The organism is Photobacterium kishitanii (assembly GCF_000613045.3).
GTDB lineage: Bacteria > Pseudomonadota > Gammaproteobacteria > Enterobacterales > Vibrionaceae > Photobacterium > Photobacterium kishitanii.
Map to the genome: position 1 here is coordinate 415,658 of NZ_LN794353.1, position 18,257 is coordinate 433,914.

Genomic DNA, 18,257 nt, shown 5'->3' on the forward strand with positions numbered 1-18,257 from the left:
TACTGGGCTATTAGTCTGTACTTATGATTAAACTTTTACCGTTTTTTGAGTACGTAGACTTCCGATTACATTCACAAAAGCACCCAAAATAATCATTGCTCCCCCAGCTAATGTCCATACTGAAGGCACTTCACTAAATACTAACCACCCTAGTACAATCGAAAACACGACTTGAATATACGAGTAAGCAGTTGCTTTACTTGCAACTTCTGTTTTCATTGCTTTCGTTAAACCCACTTGTCCAAATTGGGTAAAAATACCTACGAATAACAACAATCCAAGTGCTTCTTTAGATGGCATTACAAAGTCATTCCCCAATAAGATCACTGATAATGGTAGTGCTATTAACGGGAAATAAAGGATGATCACCGAGCTATCTTCAGTAGTACTTAAACGTTTTACAATAATGTAGGACACACCACTACCAAACGCGCCTAACAGCGCAATACCAATACTAAATAGAGGTAACTGTTGAACATGATCTAAGGTTAACCCTGGTCCTACTATCAATACCAAACCAATGATTGAACAAAAAATACAAATAATGGTACTGATATGAATTTTTTCTTTAAGGAAAAGTATCGCTAAAATGGCAGTAAAAACAGGATTAAGATATTGTAAAATAGTCGCTTCTGCTAAAGGTAAGGTTGATACAGCATAGTAAACGCAAATTAATGCCAATGACCCTGTTACACCACGAGTTAATAATAGCTTTCGATTATTCCCCCACACACAAATACCTTTACGCTTTACATCAGCATAACTAATCAGTAGTGACACAATAGCTCGCGCTGCTACGATTTCAAATACGGGAATACCATAGGTATGCACCAATTTCACACAACTCGACATCAATGCAAATGCAAGCGCTGACATCAACATATATCTAACGCCAATGGGTATTTTATTTAAAGAAGAATTAAGCATGGTAGGCAGTTCATTAACATAAATAATCATTTTATGAAAAAAAACATCAACCTCGCAAGTGTTATATTGTACCGCTATTTATTAAATCCTAATTGTCACCGTCGTCATTACGACTGAAAAATGAACTGAAAATTAACAATATGAGATTTCCATAGCTGATCTGTTCATTTCTACCAACAAGCCTAGAATCAGTATTAATTTTATAAACTTGATTAACTACTATGAAAAAAGTCCCTTTATTAGCTTGTGCAATTGCTAGTTTACTTGGCACTCAAGCTGCAAATGCATGTACAACTTTACTTGTTGGTAACCAAGCCTCAACTAATGGTGCCTACTACATGGCACGTAACGAAGATTATAAGGCCGTATGGGCTAAACACTTCGTACTCCACCCTCGTACCATTAATGAAAAGGGTGAGTTCCACTCAAACACTGACCGTTTTACCTATCCTTATCCTAAAGTGTCGCTGGCTTATACCTCGATGCAAGACTGGGATACCCATGATCAAACAATGGGCGAAGTTGGTTTAAACTCAGCGGGCGTTGGTATTACCTCAACAGAAAGTTTGACCAATCGTAAAGCTGCACTTACTGTTGATCCTTATATCCAAAATGGCATTAATGAAGATTCAATAGAAAACGTGATTTTACCTCGTATTCACAGTGCTAGAGAAGGTGTTGAGTTACTAGGTAAAATCATTGAAGAGCGTGGCGCATCGCAAGGCTTTGGAGTTGGATTTATTGACAAAACAGGTATTTGGTATTTAGAAACCGGCAGTGGTCACCAATGGATGGCACGTAAAACCCCTAATGATGCCTATTTTATCTCAGGTAATCAGGCTCGTTTAGAAGAATACCTACCTCACAATAAGGATTATTTAGCATCGCCTAATTTAGTTTCTTTTGCAGAGCAACATGGTTTATATGTTGCAAAAGCCAATAAACCATTTAATTTCCACGATGCTTATGGCACCACTGGCGGTCAAGAAAATATCACTTACAACTACCCTCGAGTTTGGATTGCGCAGCATATTCTTAACCCTGGGCTTAAAACACAAGTTAATCGTGACCAACAAAATTACCCTGTGTTTTTAACCCCAACACATAAGATCTCACTTCAAAAAGTTGAAGCTATTATGCGTAACCATTACCAAGGTACAGCCATGGATCCGTACGCCAATAAGGATCCCCTTGGTCACTACCGTCCAATCTCAGTATTCCGTTGTGCTGAATCACATATTATTGAAGTACGTCCAGACCTACCTATTGCCATTGGTGAAACAGAATACATCAATCTTGGAATGACTGCGCTTGGGGTTTATATTCCATTCTATCAAGGTACAACTAAAATTCCGTACGGTTATGATATTGGTACCGATGTTGCCAGCAACGGCTCTATTTTCTGGGATATGCGTAAACTACAGACATTAGGTATGGCTAATTGGAAACAAAATGAACCCATTATTCGTGCTGCCTATGATAAATATGAAGCCGATACAGCTATTGCTCAGAAAAAAATGGAACAAAAATACTTAGCTATTTATAAACAACATCCAAAAGAAGCGACTGCTTTAATTAATAAATTCGAGAAAACAGCGACAGATAATGCGCTTAAAGTCACTAACGAAATATTTACTACACTGACTCAAAAAGCAGATATGGCATCGCATTTCGCTGGCGCTTAAGCACTTAGTCAACAATGATACTCAATGCCGTCATTAAAAGCGCTGACCTAAAAAATTAGCGCTTTTTTATGATCCTCAGTTTTCAGTGTGTCATGTCAGTAAACTCAAACAAATGAGATCTCTACGAGCGGTTTACGTTATAATCGCCGTCCAGCTCAACAATAAATAGCGTGATATGTACCAACTTACGTTTTCATTTGAAGAATTTCTTGCCGAGTTTTGGCAAAAGAAACCAACCATCATTAAAGGTGGTTTTAAAAATTTTGTCGATCCCATTACACCTGATGAACTAGCAGGATTAGCAATGGAAGAAGAGGTTGATTCGCGCTATATCGCTAAATTAGCCGATACTTGGGATGTTCGTCATGGACCACTGACATTTGATGACACACCTGAAGATAATTGGTCATTCATTGTTCAAGCCGCTAACCATTGGCATGAAGGTGCAGCACAATTAATAACACCATTTCGCCAATTACCCGGATGGTTACTTGACGATTTAATGATCAGTTACTCTACTCCTGGCGGCGGTGTTGGCCCACATATTGATCAGTATGATGTATTTATTACGCAAGGTTCAGGCAAACGTCATTGGCGCGTAGGACCGAAGAAAGATGATTATGAAGAAGAGTGCCGTCATCCAGCACTACGTCAAATCAAAGGCTTTGACCCTATTATTGATGATATTCTAGAACCTGGTGATATTTTATATATTCCACCAGGCTTTCCTCATGATGGTTACGCAATTGAAACCTCAATGAGTTTCTCTGTTGGGTTTCGATCACCTAAAAAACAAGAATTATTAAGTAGTTTTGCCGATTTTGTGATTGCTAATGATATTGGTGATGTGCACTATCATAATCCTATGCTTCCAGCCCGTGCTAACAACGGTGCCATTTTACCTGCAGAAGCAAAAGATCTTGAAAATATGATGCGTAGTTTACTTGATCACCCACAACTATTAAAACAATGGATGGGTGAGCATTTAACTCAGAATCGTCATGAACTAGATATAATGGCTTCTGAACCGCCATGGCAAAATAATGAGACTTATCAGTTCTTAGAAGACGGCGAAGCATTTAAGCGTATCGGTGGTTTACGTGCATTTTACCATCCAGATCAAGCACACCTTCTATACATCAACGGTGATCAATATCAATTACCGCCAGAATGTGCTGATGCCGCTAAATTATTGTGTGATGAAGAACAAGTAACCTATGCTAAATTGGGTGAACAACTTGATCATCCTGCATTTTTAGCCATGTTAACCCAATTAATTAACCTTGGTTATTGGTACCCTGTCGAATAAGCACTCAACAATAAGAGAGGCCATTGCCTCTCTTATTTTTCTTTAGTCCGTCGCTGATGCTCGACACAAATCAGTGTTATATCATCAGATGTTAATGGTAATTGAGTTAACCCACACACATAGCCATTATTGACATGAAGATGGTGCTGACAAGTAGAACACACACCAAAAGAACGATATTGATGTTGTTTTTGCATTGATGCTAATAATAAGATTAATTGTTGCTGTAATAATTCAGGATCAAATTCCGAGTTTTCCCCCTCTAAACCCGAACAGGCAGATAACAACTTCGCAGACGGAAAATAATCATCCAATAATTGACGCCCTTTTACGGTCATTATTAGATGCATTACACGTTTATCAGCACAATCAGCAACTTTCTCAATATATCCCTTTGTTTCTAAAACTTTAATTGTCTGAGATACCGTACCTTTCGTTAAGCCTAAAAACTCAGTGACGGCTTTGGGCGTATTAGAAAAACGGTTACAAATTGACAGATAATACAAAGCATCAAACTGAACTGGCTGCAAACCATGTTCAATAAGCCCTGTTCGCATTTCTACTCTGATCAAGTTACCGATACGATCAAGTAACTGTTGAATAATGATTATGTTCATAAGTTAATAGTATCGACTCAAAACAATATTGACAACTGTCTTGTTATGTTCTTATATAAATATAGTATTGAGTCGATACCATAATGATATGAACATCACTCAATTCACACAGCGGAGGATGTCATGAACACTTCAACCAACCATAAAACGATGTTGGCCATCATGGTCACTGCAGTATTCACTTTCTCAAGTTCCGTTTCTGCCCATTCAATCCACACCGGTGGTATTCAAACCAAAACCAATAGTCAGGCACTTGCCCCCTTTGATATTATTCATACTAAAGTCACCACTCAAGGTAATGTGGCTACTTTTCATATTGCCGTCTCAGGCAAAGCAGGAGAAATTACCCCAACGCCTATTGGTAAATTAGCGGGCAGTGATGTTTTCTCATATGTATGGCCATTAACATTAAACAGCCATGCGGTAGGTTTTGAAAAAGATGCTGGTATCTTAGCGTTAGCTGTCACCTCTCATCCCGATTTTGATGACACACCACTTTACGATGAGAATGGCGATGGTAACAAAGCTAACGACGGTAATATATGGCATAGCCACTGGGTTGTTTTAGCACCCAATGAAAAATGTGGCCCTAATGCTCTCGGTGTCGTGGATATTCCAAAAGGTGAAAAACCAATGCTACCTAATACATGGCCTGGATTACCGCTATTAATTGACAGTCCTAACTACCAACCTGAGTTCCGAGGCCATGCACTTAACGTTAAAGTAAGATTTAACAATATTGAATCCCTTAAAAGCGCTAACTTTGATGGTGTAACTGCAGGATTAAGGATCAATGCAAGTGCACATTCACCGCTATTATGTGTGAAAAATGTCTTTGATGTTGCTTCTGGTGATTTGAGCCTACCCGGCAAAACGAATCACTAACAATTATCCATGACATATCTTATCAATAAAGAAATCAACCTTACTTCTCTAACTATTCGAGTAAGGTTGATATCAAGATTATGATGAGCTATAAGTCGCTTGACTACGTTGCCACCAAAATACTATTTTATGGTAAACAACCACCAATATTTGAGTGATCATCACCAATATAAATGGAATAGCGCCTACAATTGCTACCTGCTTATTAAGATCAACATTATTAATTATTGCTAACGCTATTCCCATCGTCACAACAATAACTGACCAACAAATCTTACTGCTAGTGCGAGTATCATCCATTAACATACACGCAGAATAAATTGCAGAGTCTGAACTCGATATTACAAACGTCAGTAGCAATAGCAATGCTGCTGTCGACAATATGTCACTCATTGGTAACTGAGCAAAAAAAGTAAACAACCCCTTGGTATAATCTTGATTTACAGCTTGCACGACTTCAGTAAGATAGCTACTTTCAAACACCGCACCAGCAAAACCAGAGAACCACATAATAGATGCTAATGTTGGTATAAAAATAGTACAAATTAAGAACTGTCTCACCGTACGCCCACGGCTAATTCGAGCAATAAATGGCCCGACAAATGGCGCCCAAGAGATCCACCAAATTAAATAAATAACAGTCCAACCTTGGCTCCACTTTTCGCCCCCCTCAATAGCAGCCAACGAAACTTGCGGCAATAAAACAATATAGGCAGTTATTGAACTCACCATTCGCCCTGCGACGGCAAAAATATCAACATTAACCAATACAAAACCAAAAATTGCCACCATAAGCCACATATTAAAACAACTAAGTCGCTTAATACCTTTTTTAAGCCCTAGCGCACTTGAGACCATGAACAACGTACCGACAACTACCGTCAATACTACGCGCATAGCTGTCAAATCTTGTTCGATACCCGTAACACTTCGAATTCCTTGTTCAACCAAAGCCATCGTATTTGCTAGAACACCAGCAATGCCAAACAAAATAGCTAAAACCGCAATTAAATCGACAATAGCTAACCATTTAGGCCGTTCAGATTTAGATAATGATGCACTGATCCTCATTGGTCTTTTATTAATATATACCTGCCACCCAATAAGAAGACCAGCCAAGGCATACAAGCCCCAAGCATGGATCCCCCAATGAAAATAAGTAAGCCCTAAAGCTGCATCTTTAGGATCTCCGTCATACGTTATTGGAGGCATATTTGAAAAATGGTAGATAGGTTCTGCCACTCCCCAAAACACTAATCCTGAGCCCATTCCTGTGGTAAACAGCATCACTAACCATGTCACGATACCAAATTCTGGCGCTTCATCACCGAGTGTCGTTTTACCTAAAGGTGATATACAAAGTGCAAAACAAATTACCAACACCACTGTTGAAAACAAAATCACATAATCGTCCATTTCAGTGATTACAGCTTCTGTTACTGAGGCTAATTGATAAACGCTAAATTGCGGAAAAAAAATAAAGAGCACAGCAATAAATGCTGCAATAAAAATGAATAAACGAGGTTGGAAGTTTACATCCATGTAGGTTACCAATAATCATCAAAATATTAACAATAAAGTTACTTTGTCAAATCGTACCAACCCTGTCCACAACACTATTGAGACAATTTTCATATTAGGGATCTTTGTCACTTTTCAGAAGGGAGCCGTAAGTCTTATATAGATAAAGATTCATTTATAACAGAGGGTTAAACATAGTTCACAATTGAGCTGAGCCACAATCATCATCACTAATTAGTATTTATCTAAACATATTCATATGAAACGATCATTTATATCTGCCGTTGGTAATAAACATTGGCTATGTTTCCCAAACAGCGCATATCTATTTTTAGCTATTTTTTTATAAATAAAATCACGAATAAATACTGGAATATATTTCAATAAACTAAAGTAACGCCACTTTCCACCCAAAAGCTCGCTAATAGCAAAAATAGCATTACTACGTTCAAAAACGACACCATTTGAGATTAAAACTACTGTTTCATTTTTAAGCGCATCGATCTGATATCGTTGCTGCAAATAGACGCCTGTAGCAGATTGAGCCGAACAAAATGAAAATAGCCGCTGCGGGTCTCTTTTTATAATAAATAGCACTGAGCTTTCACATAAATGACAAATACCATCAAAAATAACAATATTTTTGGCTACTTGGCTGTTATCGTTAATATCCACAATAGATTCTCTATTCATCTTACCTCAAACAATAACAACAGATTAATAATGAAATAGATATATTTAACTTAAAAAAAAGAGCTAACACAATGGTTAACTCTTATTCAGGTAAAATAGATAATAACGTAAATTATAACCGTGCTAATTCAGCTTTACGGGTTTTATTTACCACACAGAAATTACCACGACGGGTGCGACACTTTGAGCATCGTTCACATTCAACGTCAGCTTTATAACCCTCTAACCAACGTTTAATTAGCTTAGGTTCTGAAAGTAATGGTCGTGAAAGTGCAAAAAATTCGATACTCGTATTATTCGCCATTGCTTCAATAGCATCGAACTCACTTAAACCGCCAACCGTAATAACGGGTACATCAACATCTTGACTGATCACATCACCATATTGATGGAAGTAACCTTCAGGCTCAATCGTATAGCCATCGTAAGACTCACCAACCATAGTGTCAGCTTTACCATGGACATTCCCTGAAATAATAATTGCATCAACACCAACAGCTTCTAGTTTTTTACAAATTAGGCGAGTATCAGCAAACGTTAACCCACCATCAAAAAATTCAGATGCAGTTAGTTTAACTAAAATAGGGTAATCGTCACCGACTAAGGTTCTAATTTTAGAGTAAATTTCTAATAAGAACCGCATACGGTTTTCAAGGCTACCACCATATTGGTCATCACGTTGATTATAATATGGACTTAAAAATTGGTTAATTAAATAAGTATGTGCGGCATGAATTTCAACCCCATCAAAACCCGCATCTTGTGCACGTTTAGTGGCTAATGCAAAGGCTTCAACAATATAATCAATATCAGCTTGAGTCATCGCCTGACCCAACGTTTGCGTACCTTTTTCACACACAGCACTTGGTGCAAAAATCACGCGCTCGCCAACATTATAGGTTGTTTTAGTACCACCATAAGCAAGTTGCATAACGATTTTGGAATCGTATTGGTGAACAAGATCGGTTAACTTTTGATATTCTGCGATAAAAGAATCGTTATACATGCCCATCATACCGGCATTAGGCTTTTCTTCTTCGACAATATTTGCATAACCCGTTACGATCAGCCCGACTTCCCCTTGCGCAAGTTCTTCATAAATAGCATAAAGTTTATCGGTCATATGGCCATCTTCTGTTGCCATATTTTCCCATGTTGCACTACGAACAAAGCGGTTTTTTAATGCCATGTTACCAATACGGGTTTCTGTAAACAAAGTACTCAAATCAAATCCTCTTAAATATCGTTTTTTCTTAATTCACCTGCACCCAAAAAAGCCAAAAAGAACAGCATCTTAATACTGTTCTTTTTATAATAAGCGCTAAGCTGGAATGAATAATACCGCTAATATACCTAAAAATCTTTAATCTGGATTAAGATAATGTCACTTCTATCAACTATATTCTTAAGAGCAATTTACAGAATTACAGCATCACGTCAACCATTACAAAATGCTAACACCTTCCGTTTCAAGCACGCTATTTGCACCAGCGCGATCAATAATTTTAACTAAAACAGATTGAATTGTTTCATCTTCTCGAACATCGTTCTCACTGGCAAATTTTTGCTCTTGAGGCTCAGCCCCCTCTTCAAGGGTAAATGTGACCACAACTTCAGTTGCAATATCAGCAGTCTTACCAAAATAAGCCAAAGATAGCAGAGGATAACCTTTAAACCCCTTCTTAACTTGCTTTGCTATGCGTTTTTTCGCTTTATCTACATTCATAATTAACTCTTGCTGGTTATTAAATAAAATCAAATAGTACCGAATCATAATACGTTGATTACATCAGTGATAATACCTAAATTAAGCGTTAAAGCATGGAAAACCAATAAGGTGGTGACCGTTTAGTCCATTTGGCAAACGCTGATTTATCACCTCTATAGAAATTTCGATAAGCCGCTATCGCATCACCTTCAACTTTGAAATCATCTGGCATTGCTTGGACAAAGGCTGTCAGCCCGATTGCATCATATGAGAATGCTGAAATATCACTAAGAACAGCAATCGATTTATGATCATCCTGCTTATTGTAACGAAATTTGTACTCTTTATTTAATGCTAGAGTTAATGCTTTTAGCCATAAAAAATTATCGTATGATTGCTCAACCCACAGTACACAAGGGTGATTAATGTGGGTCGATTTATAAGGCGTCGTAAATCCCTTTTTATTGAGAGCAGTACATAAAAGTTGCACACTTTCTAAAATCATTTTAACCACATGTTGATCACAGTGGTATTGCGCACACTTTTCAATATCATCATCTAAAATAAAAATATTCATCGAATAGTCCCTTATTTGATGCACTTCTAGTTTAGAAGAAAATATGAATGTTATAAGACTATTTCTATATATGGTCGTTGATAATGCGCTAATAACTGTTGTATGCCTTTAACAGTAATATCCAATGTCGCAGTATTGGTAAACGGATGACATTGTAATGATAAATAATTAAATATTGCATTATCAACAACTAACTCAACCTCATTATTCTTATCTTTGATTATATCTAAAATAGATACAGCCCCAGGCGTAATACTTAGATATTTTTCTAACCGACGCGGAGAAGCAAAACTTAGGCTGGTAACGCCTAAACGTTGACTGAGCGACTTTAGATCAATGCTTTTATCTGCAATTACAACAACTAAGAAATGCCGGCTACCTTTTCTATCCTTAATGAATAGATTTTTAGTGGCCACACCTTCAATATTCAGCCCTAAAAGATGTGCTTGTTCACAGCTAAATACTGCTGGGTGATCATATTTTTTATAATCAATAGATAATTCATCAAGTATGTTATATATATTCATCATTCAGCCTTTATTAAATTAAATAATAACCCTAATAAATAAGCTATATTTATTTTCTAATTTATATTATTTAAATTTAATCAAGATTGATAATAGTATTAAGTGTTTATTTGAAAAATAGAAGACTGATCATATTAAGGCAGGAAGTGAACGCATAGAGCCTAAACATGCTAGGCTCTATGTGGTGCGAACAATCAGTATAATAACGAGAAAACGTAACTACCGCACCAACTAAGCAAAAGTATAACCTTGCTTAGTGCTAAGGCGAGTTTTACTTATAAAAAGCTTCAACAGTACCTTTTAATGTAATAAGTAGTGGGTTACCGCGACGATCTAATGCTTTAGGTGATGGTACTTTTACCCAACCTTCACTAATGCAGTATTCTTCAACATCAAAACGCTCTTTGCCGTTAAGTAGAATGCCGATCTCATATTCAAAAGCAGCTTCTAGGTAATGTGGGCTACGAGGATTACCAGAAAGGTGATCCGGTAAAGTCGGGCGTGATGTAGTATCGTTCATGTTAGTGCCTGTCGAAAATAAAAAGTGCGCTATTGTAGACAATCTCAAGCTAACGCTCAAGAGTTGTATCTAGGGAAGTAAAAACTAACCATTAAACGTCTGTAATGCTAACATCGACGCATCAGCTTTCATGCGTTTCAACAAAAATATGGTCATGTAATAGCCAGCAACAACGTTCACGCTAATAATTATCTACTGACTATCCATTATCAGTTGTTCAATATTTATATCATCCAGCTGTTGATAGACATTGATTGCCTGCTTCGCTTCTTTCTTAGGCGTTTTCTGCGTGGATTTTAAAAAAGCATGAATAATAACAATATCACTGTCTTTTGTTTTAATGAACAATACCCTTGCTGATTCTTTGCCATTATCGACTCTTAACTTATAAATTAACCCTTTGTATTTCCATATTTTTGGGTTGAGTAACTTTAAGCTTTTACAATGATAAATATCATTATGGGTTTGATACGATTGAAATTTATGCTCAATATTCAGTTGTAATTTTTGTGAAATATCATCAAAAAAATCATAAAGCGCTATTGTTCTATTTTCTTTTTGTACTCTATAAATGTTCATTTTTATCATTAAGTTAACGCAATATTTTTAACATTCGGCTCCTCAAATAATGAAAAGCCAAATGGTTATTTTATTATTCAGGAAGTACCCAATCTGGACGCGGAAAATGGCAGGTATAGCCATTCGGTTGATGCTCTAAATAATCTTGATGTTCAGGCTCTGCTTGCCAAAAATCACTCGCAGGCACAACTTCCGTCACTATCGGCCCTGGCCAAATGCTTGAAGCATCCATTCGTTTAATCAAATCTTCGGCAATGGTTTTTTGCTCATTTGAGGTATAGAAAATAGCAGAGCGGTATGACGAACCAATATCATTCCCTTGTCGATTAGGGGTTGAAGGATTATGGATTTGAAAAAAGTAAGTCAGGATTTGAGTAAAGCTCGTTTGCGTATTATCAAAGGTTATTTCAATCGCTTCAGCATGGCTGCCATGATTGCGATAGGTCGCATTGTCAACATCCCCACCGGTATAGCCAACCCGTGTTGAAACCACACCGTGTTGTCGACGAATAAGATCTTGCATACCCCAAAAACACCCACCCGCTAGTATTGCTTTTTCGAGACTCATATCACCACTCCTATTGTCACATTGCGTGAACTTATAACTTTTCATACAACCACAAGTTAATATTTATCGCAATTAGAACTTGAAAATACCACTCACCAATTCTCGCTAATCATACCAGCCAATATCATCAAGAATTTAATGACTATTGAGGGATCAGATGAGTTAGCCGAATAGCAACTCATTGTTAAACAATTTATTGAACACAAACGCTACGCGGCAAAGTAAAGAAACCATTAAGCTACCGTTAATATTCCTTATAATGGAGTATTAACGATGAACAACAACGTTCAAATTAGCTAGTTTGACCATTCAATGCCAGTTTTATTCGTTGCTTTGTACGGTAGTTTGGAATCGAAATAAATTGATTCTGAATCGGTTGAGCTCGAGGATTATCATAACCATAAATATCATGACGCATCTCTAACTGACCACTGGGTGTTACCCAAGCCGTTAAGTAAGCCACATCAAGATTAACACGCATATTCAAGCCAATCTCACGATGCTTATTGGTATTAATCATATCGTCAACCGAAGGCAAATTCGGCATATTTTGATAAGACAAAATCATTGTTGCCATCTGACGTGGTTTTTGAACTCGCATACAACCAGAACTAAAATCTCGGTGGTAATGTTTAAACAATGGATACTCTGATTGTGATTCATCGTGCATATACACAGAGAATGAATCAGGCATTAAGAACGCTACACGCCCTAAAGCATTTTCAGGACCTGTATCTTGACGAAATTCGTGTGTAAATGTCTGTGGATTCACCGTTGCCCAATCAATTGATTCTTGTGGTACAACAGAGCGATCTGTCCAGCTATTAATAACATCAATACGGCTATTCTTTAAAAAATTAGGATTGGCTTTAGCCGCTGGAATAATGTTCTTAACTTTAATCGTTTCAGGTACATACCAATAAGGGTTAATCACAACCGTATTAATGTATGACTGGAACAAATTGGTTGGGCGTTTTGGCATCCCATCAATAATTTTCGATTCAAATACGGGCTTTTTATTATCATATAACGTCATTTTGAAATCAGGAATGTTGACAATAATTTGTGGGCCATTTCCCTGTAATTGTGCAAAACGCTCACGTTGTAAGTTCAATGCCGTAATACGTGCCAAACTAGAATAAGGGCGTATTAATTGGCTCACAACATCAGGCCCAATAATGCCGTCCATCTTCAAACCATAGTCGCCTTGAAAGGCCTTAATCGCTTGGTTCATCACACCGGTATTGGTAATCGTTGCTTGGGCAGTAATTTGTTGATATTGAGGCTGAGTTAAATAGCCCAAATTCCAAAGCACTGTCGCCACTTTACCACCATAAAGTATGGTATCACCGAACGGGACAATCTTATCAAAGTGAACGTTACTCGAATCAAGTGGGTTACCCGGCAAGTTTAATAGGTGGTTAATAACATCCATTGTTGGAACAAACAGCGAAGAAGGAATAAGAGAATGGATCTTTTGAACCGTTAATGGGAAATAACTCTGTGCCATTTTCAATGTCAACGGCGTCAATTTCACTGGATGTGAATTGTATAATGGTCGAGGATCTAGCATTAATTGATGCACATAATCCACGTAAACCAAATACGTATCCGTTAATAACAGATCAAATCCACGCTCATCCGGCAATGCCTCTAATTTCTTCAACTCTTTTAGACGCTGCTTCATACCGGGTAGTGTATTGGAATCCGCCAGCGCTTGTAATTGCGGCATGATCGCATTGACAAGCGCTAGATTTAACCAGTATGGCATGAAATTATTATCGGCATACAACGTATTCAAAATGCCACCGTTGCACACTTTTACCGTTGAGTACGAGCACAAAGACGCTGTACTATTAACCGTAACGCCATCTAAGACATGCCAATCCAGATCACTGCTCGCCCCATTATCAGTAGCCAAAGCAGAACCACTGGTTAATAATGCCGATATAGTCATTACCGAACCAATAAATGTACTTATTTTTTTACGATTACATCTCATCCAACGTTCCTTAACTAAAAAAGTATACTTTTTTAGAATTAAAATCATTCACCAAACAAATAACAACGATTTTAATAATAACTAATAGATGTAATTTATGTTAAAAAGAGATAGATGAAAAATCTTAATTTCGGAATATTAAATTTTGAGGTGAATTTTTTTCAATTTCTATTAATAAAAAATCAAACAAATATTTAACCTTAAATGAAACCATTTAGTTAAATTTAAAATTAAATCTTGAAAGTTTTGAGGCAATAAAAGTGATAATTTATTTATTTCGTTAAAAACAACGTTTCATTCCAGTTAGAATTAAACGTTATTAAATAAATAGTTAGTAAGTCAAAAAAACAAACGTCAATTAGTTGACCCTGTTCGGTCATTTCCCATTAGTAGCGTTTTTTCTTACTCTTTCCTCTGATAAAAGTGCGCTGATTTTGCTGGAATATCTAAGTAGAACGCCCACATAACACGTTTACTACTATGCAGATTAAACCCAACACCTAACTTACTTTAGTATTACAAGATTGAGCTAAGCTTATCTCTTAGCCACTTGTTTGCAGGATTATTATCGCTGCGCTTGTGCCACATCATAAAGTGTTTAAAAGGCTTTGATACCAATGGTAGCGGCATAATTTGCAAGTTAAATAGCTTAGCGTATTTCTCTGCTAATAAAGTACTCACCATTGCTATAGAGTCACTCTCAGAAACCAACGCCAACATTGATAATGCTGATGCCGCCTCACATGTTATCTCTTTCGGCATAAGGTTCTCATCGGTGAAGTAATTCATTTCCAGTAAATCTATTCGCCGCTGTTGAACCGAGCATCTAATCTCAGTGTCCAACTGCTCTCGAGTAAGTGTGTTTTGAATTCTTGGGTGCCCCTTGCGACACACCACAACTACACTATCATCAAGAAATGGTGCATAGGAAAAAGCGGAATTAGATCGTACGCCCACATCAATTGCTAGATCAGCTTTCTGTAAGCTGAGTTGATGCAATAATTCTTCTTCACTATTGGGCGTCATATGTAATTGAATGGTGCAATTACCTAATGTTATATCGGCTTCAATTTTAGATCTTACTATATGCATAATAATTTCATTCACATAAATAGTAAAAGCTCGATGTGATTGAATATCAAAACCGGCCACATTCCCTAACGCACTCTCTACTTTAGTTAAAGCTGGTTCAATCTCAGCAGCTAATTGTATCGCGGCATGAGTCGGGCTAATTCCCCGTCCTTCTCTTACAAAAAGTGGCGTACCTAACTGAGATTGCAACCGCTTCAGTACACCACTGACTCCCGGTTGCGTTAAGCCTAATGACTCTGACGCCAAAGTGATTGAACGAAGTCGATACACTTCTAAGAAAACCACCAATAAATTCAAATCGAGTTTTGACTTCATTTTCCACCAAATACATAACTAAATATGATGTTTAAACTAAATAATACTTTATATATTCTGATATGTCATTGCCATAGACTACACACATCAACAAGGCATTCAGCTTATAAAATGAATTTTAATACTGTTAAACGTGCAAACAGGTGGATTTAGCTTACGTTAAAAACACGTGTCAGAAGGGTATCTATGTTAATGACTTATAGGAATTAACAATTGCAGAGCAAACAGTCTAGATATCAATAGAGGTAATAAATATGAAAAAATCACTACAAACAATCGTTATGGCTATTATTTTATCAACATCTTATAGTGTTGCTGCTGCTGATGGTAACTTTACTGGTAATGTATCTTTAAAAGCACCACAAGCTCATGCTACAAATGCTCAACGCTATGTACAAGATGGTATTGCAGGCGACCATAATTCAAGTATTGTCTTTACTCAGAAAACATCACAGTTAACATTCGCAGAAAAATTAGCATCTGCTAGCGCTAAATAAGTAGCAACCTAATATAAATACTTATTAAGATTATGCTTTGAATTAAGAATAATTTACACCGAGATTTATATCAGCACTGTTACTTTAAAGAAGTGCCTTTGAATACCAAGAACACCATAGAAAAAGCCGCAATTTAAGCGGCTTTTTCTTTAATGCAAATCTTCGGTATATATCAACGGTAATTCATTTTTGATAAATAGAGTCCCCGTGAGTTCATTGCCACCAAGCTGTTCAGATATCACTTCTGAATAGTCACAAGCCTCTTTTTGAGCACATTCAAGAAGATCTGACGTACCTGACAGTATTGAGTATCGCATCATCCCCCCTAACGCCTTGTTACCATGTGCGCCATAGAAGTAATAAGTATCATTAAAGTCTGCTTGCATCTTCTTTATTGTCTGGATGTATGGGACATAATTATGTTTTCCAGTAACAATTAATGGCCCATTGTAAAGCGTGTCACCCGTAAATATTATTTTATTACCTTCATCAACAACAAGCACACTATCGTCTGTGTGACCTTTTACCTGTGTGATTTTAACTACTCGATTTCCCAGATCTATATTCTTACCTAGATCCAGCCATTCGTTAACAATCGCTTTTTCTGGATATGTACCAAATGCTAACTCTTTAGGGGCGAAAATGTATGTTTTATCATCAACCGCTCTTTCTCTGATTTTTTCAATATCGGCAAAAGCAATATGATCAAATTCATCGATACTAGCGTTATGATCAAAATGAAAGTGAGTCAGTAATAACGTTACTGGTTTGTCGGTCAATTGATTGATTATATTGCTAATTCTTTGCTTAGATTGAGAGTGATTTTCACCAGATCCAGTATCTAGCATTAACGCTCTTTGATTGCCGATAATTAAATAACTAATATTATACTGGCTGCTTTTAGGTTCTTCTATCATATAAGTGTTATCAGCAATATAACTGACCTTAAACCAATCTCCAGAAGCGGATTGTGCCTTTGATTCAGTTGCCAATAACGATGTTGAAAACGTCATCATGACGATTGACGAGGTTAATGAGCTAATAATGAGGCTTTTTTTCTTTGATCTAACCATTTAAATTACTCTAAGTATAATTGAACGAAAAAATAGCTTTAATTTTCATGAATTATTATTAGATCCTCTGTTATCATCAATATAGAACCTATATAGAAACAAGATAGATGTATAAGATCGATTGGACGTTAGCACAATTAGAAATATTTGTAGCCGCAGTAGAACAAGGTTCTTTTTCTGCCGCAGGAAGAAAACTTGGTATCGCACAATCTAAAGTAAGTAATTCAGTAGCAGATTTAGAATTAATACTTGGTTTACAACTTTTTAGTAGAGCGAAGAAAACGCCAACACCTACACCTGAAGGCAATAAATTTTATGATAATGCGAAATCAATTCTCGTAAAGTGTGAGCGTATCAATACAGATATGATTAACATATCAATGGGGATGGAAAATGCTTTAACTATAGCCATAGAAGATGGATTACCTTTCGGAAATATCGATCTCATTTTCAAAGAAATAGCAGCTAAATTTCCATCGCTATCGTTAACGATAATAAATGCACCTCATAAGGAAATAATTCAGGGAGTTATCAATAGAAATATAGACTTAGCTGTAACATTAAGTCCATCAATGTTCTCTGAATTTATTGAGCAACGTCATTTAGATCATGTTAAGCAAATACTAATTACATCTAAAAATCATCCAATTGCCCAATTACACTCTCCCTCTACGCGTAATTTAAGCGAGTATAGAGAAATTAAATTAATAACAGATATGGATGAGAATAAATATTCTTCATCTTGCTGGTATTTAACTAACTATTTTAATATTGCCGGTGTGGTTTCATTAGGGATCGGCTGGGCGCTTGTTCCTGAAACTGTTTTTAATTGGACAGTTAATGAGAATGATGGTTTAGTCAGCATTAAAAAAGATAACTATAAAACAACGTTACCTCTCGAAATGAAGTTACTTAAACGTGTAGATCACATTAATGGCCCTGTAATGCGTTGGCTATATGAAAAATTTGACGCTGTTTTCGGAGGGAGGGACTTAAACTAATACCAACCACAATGAATCACTGCCATCTATAGATTACAAGTTAACCATTCAGTTAAAAGCATGTCTAAATATACTTATTATTTTAAAAAATGAGAGCTAGGCTACAAAATCTCACGGCTAATCGTTGTCTAATCCCACCCAATAAAATTAATTGAATAATC

The 18,257-nt window shown here is 36.7% G+C and carries 19 protein-coding genes; 5 read left to right on the forward strand and 14 right to left on the reverse strand.

The genetic code is table 11. The features are described from left to right. Positions 1-27: 27 nt before the first annotated feature. Positions 28-927 (reverse strand): DMT family transporter, encoded by a 900-nt coding sequence (locus tag PPBDW_RS17155; protein WP_081045045.1) that lies wholly within the window; start codon positions 925-927, stop codon positions 28-30. Between the two features lie 221 nt (positions 928-1,148). On the opposite strand from PPBDW_RS17155, the gene PPBDW_RS17160 reads away from it, so the two are divergent. Together PPBDW_RS17160 and PPBDW_RS17165 are read left to right on the forward strand one after the other, a co-directional pair. Then, complete coding sequence (locus PPBDW_RS17160; protein ID WP_036790744.1) at positions 1,149-2,612, forward strand: C69 family dipeptidase; 1,464 nt, start codon at positions 1,149-1,151, stop codon at positions 2,610-2,612. Between the two features lie 175 nt (positions 2,613-2,787). Beyond that, complete coding sequence (locus tag PPBDW_RS17165; protein ID WP_036790745.1) at positions 2,788-3,921, forward strand: ribosomal protein uL16 3-hydroxylase; 1,134 nt, start codon at positions 2,788-2,790, stop codon at positions 3,919-3,921. A 32-nt stretch (positions 3,922-3,953) separates the two neighbouring features. Here PPBDW_RS17165 and PPBDW_RS17170 read toward each other — a convergent pair whose 3' ends face one another. Next, positions 3,954-4,538: a MarR family winged helix-turn-helix transcriptional regulator gene (locus PPBDW_RS17170; protein WP_036790749.1), complete on the reverse strand. Its 585-nt coding sequence runs from the start codon at positions 4,536-4,538 to the stop codon at positions 3,954-3,956. Between the two features lie 123 nt (positions 4,539-4,661). Between PPBDW_RS17170 and PPBDW_RS17175 the strand changes: the two genes are divergently transcribed. Further along, positions 4,662-5,423 carry a hypothetical protein gene (locus PPBDW_RS17175; RefSeq protein ID WP_036790751.1) on the forward strand — a complete coding sequence of 254 codons (762 nt, stop codon included), beginning with the start codon at positions 4,662-4,664 and terminating at the stop codon, positions 5,421-5,423. A gap of 78 nt (positions 5,424-5,501) precedes the next feature. Here PPBDW_RS17175 and PPBDW_RS17180 read toward each other — a convergent pair whose 3' ends face one another. The 11 genes from PPBDW_RS17180 to PPBDW_RS17230 all read right to left on the reverse strand — a co-directional run bounded on the left by PPBDW_RS17180 (position 5,502) and on the right by PPBDW_RS17230 (position 15,525). Then, positions 5,502-6,965 carry a BCCT family transporter gene (locus tag PPBDW_RS17180; protein ID WP_054262153.1) on the reverse strand — a complete coding sequence of 488 codons (1,464 nt, stop codon included), beginning with the start codon at positions 6,963-6,965 and terminating at the stop codon, positions 5,502-5,504. 234 nt (positions 6,966-7,199) lie between these two features. Continuing rightward, complete coding sequence (locus tag PPBDW_RS17185; protein ID WP_036790754.1) at positions 7,200-7,637, reverse strand: thiol-disulfide oxidoreductase DCC family protein; 438 nt, start codon at positions 7,635-7,637, stop codon at positions 7,200-7,202. Between the two features lie 112 nt (positions 7,638-7,749). Continuing rightward, complete coding sequence (locus tag PPBDW_RS17190; RefSeq protein ID WP_036790756.1) at positions 7,750-8,862, reverse strand: NADH:flavin oxidoreductase; 1,113 nt, start codon at positions 8,860-8,862, stop codon at positions 7,750-7,752. Positions 8,863-9,081: 219 nt separating this feature from the next. Beyond that, positions 9,082-9,363: a hypothetical protein gene (locus PPBDW_RS17195; RefSeq protein WP_036792831.1), complete on the reverse strand. Its 282-nt coding sequence runs from the start codon at positions 9,361-9,363 to the stop codon at positions 9,082-9,084. Positions 9,364-9,451: 88 nt separating this feature from the next. After that, positions 9,452-9,922 carry a pyrimidine dimer DNA glycosylase/endonuclease V gene (locus PPBDW_RS17200; RefSeq protein WP_181318362.1) on the reverse strand — a complete coding sequence of 157 codons (471 nt, stop codon included), beginning with the start codon at positions 9,920-9,922 and terminating at the stop codon, positions 9,452-9,454. Positions 9,923-9,972: 50 nt separating this feature from the next. Further along, entirely contained in the window at positions 9,973-10,449 is a 477-nt protein-coding gene (locus PPBDW_RS17205) for a prolyl-tRNA synthetase associated domain-containing protein (protein ID WP_036790761.1), read from the reverse strand. Between the two features lie 271 nt (positions 10,450-10,720). After that, positions 10,721-10,969, reverse strand: coding sequence for a DUF3297 family protein (locus PPBDW_RS17210; protein ID WP_036790764.1), 249 nt, complete (start codon positions 10,967-10,969; stop codon positions 10,721-10,723). A 192-nt stretch (positions 10,970-11,161) separates the two neighbouring features. Beyond that, positions 11,162-11,548 carry a type II toxin-antitoxin system RelE/ParE family toxin gene (locus PPBDW_RS17215; protein WP_036792833.1) on the reverse strand — a complete coding sequence of 129 codons (387 nt, stop codon included), beginning with the start codon at positions 11,546-11,548 and terminating at the stop codon, positions 11,162-11,164. Between the two features lie 73 nt (positions 11,549-11,621). Beyond that, positions 11,622-12,116, reverse strand: a complete 495-nt coding sequence (msrA, locus tag PPBDW_RS17220; RefSeq protein ID WP_036790766.1) for a peptide-methionine (S)-S-oxide reductase MsrA — start codon at positions 12,114-12,116, stop codon at positions 11,622-11,624. Positions 12,117-12,408: 292 nt separating this feature from the next. Continuing rightward, positions 12,409-14,118 carry a L,D-transpeptidase family protein gene (locus PPBDW_RS17225; RefSeq protein ID WP_036790768.1) on the reverse strand — a complete coding sequence of 570 codons (1,710 nt, stop codon included), beginning with the start codon at positions 14,116-14,118 and terminating at the stop codon, positions 12,409-12,411. A gap of 516 nt (positions 14,119-14,634) precedes the next feature. Next, positions 14,635-15,525 (reverse strand): LysR family transcriptional regulator, encoded by an 891-nt coding sequence (locus PPBDW_RS17230; protein WP_036790770.1) that lies wholly within the window; start codon positions 15,523-15,525, stop codon positions 14,635-14,637. Positions 15,526-15,779: 254 nt separating this feature from the next. On the opposite strand from PPBDW_RS17230, the gene PPBDW_RS17235 reads away from it, so the two are divergent. Next, a complete protein-coding gene (locus tag PPBDW_RS17235; protein ID WP_036790772.1) occupies positions 15,780-16,022 on the forward strand; it encodes a hypothetical protein in 243 nt (80 codons plus the stop codon). 149 nt (positions 16,023-16,171) lie between these two features. Here PPBDW_RS17235 and PPBDW_RS17240 read toward each other — a convergent pair whose 3' ends face one another. Then, entirely contained in the window at positions 16,172-17,095 is a 924-nt protein-coding gene (locus tag PPBDW_RS17240; RefSeq protein ID WP_054262155.1) for an MBL fold metallo-hydrolase, read from the reverse strand. Between the two features lie 107 nt (positions 17,096-17,202). Here PPBDW_RS17240 and PPBDW_RS17245 point away from each other — a divergent pair, with 107 nt between their 5' ends. After that, the gene (locus PPBDW_RS17245; protein ID WP_036790773.1) at positions 17,203-18,096 is read left to right on the forward strand and encodes a LysR family transcriptional regulator; all 894 of its coding nucleotides are present in this window, start codon (positions 17,203-17,205) and stop codon (positions 18,094-18,096) included. Positions 18,097-18,257 lie beyond the last annotated feature (161 nt).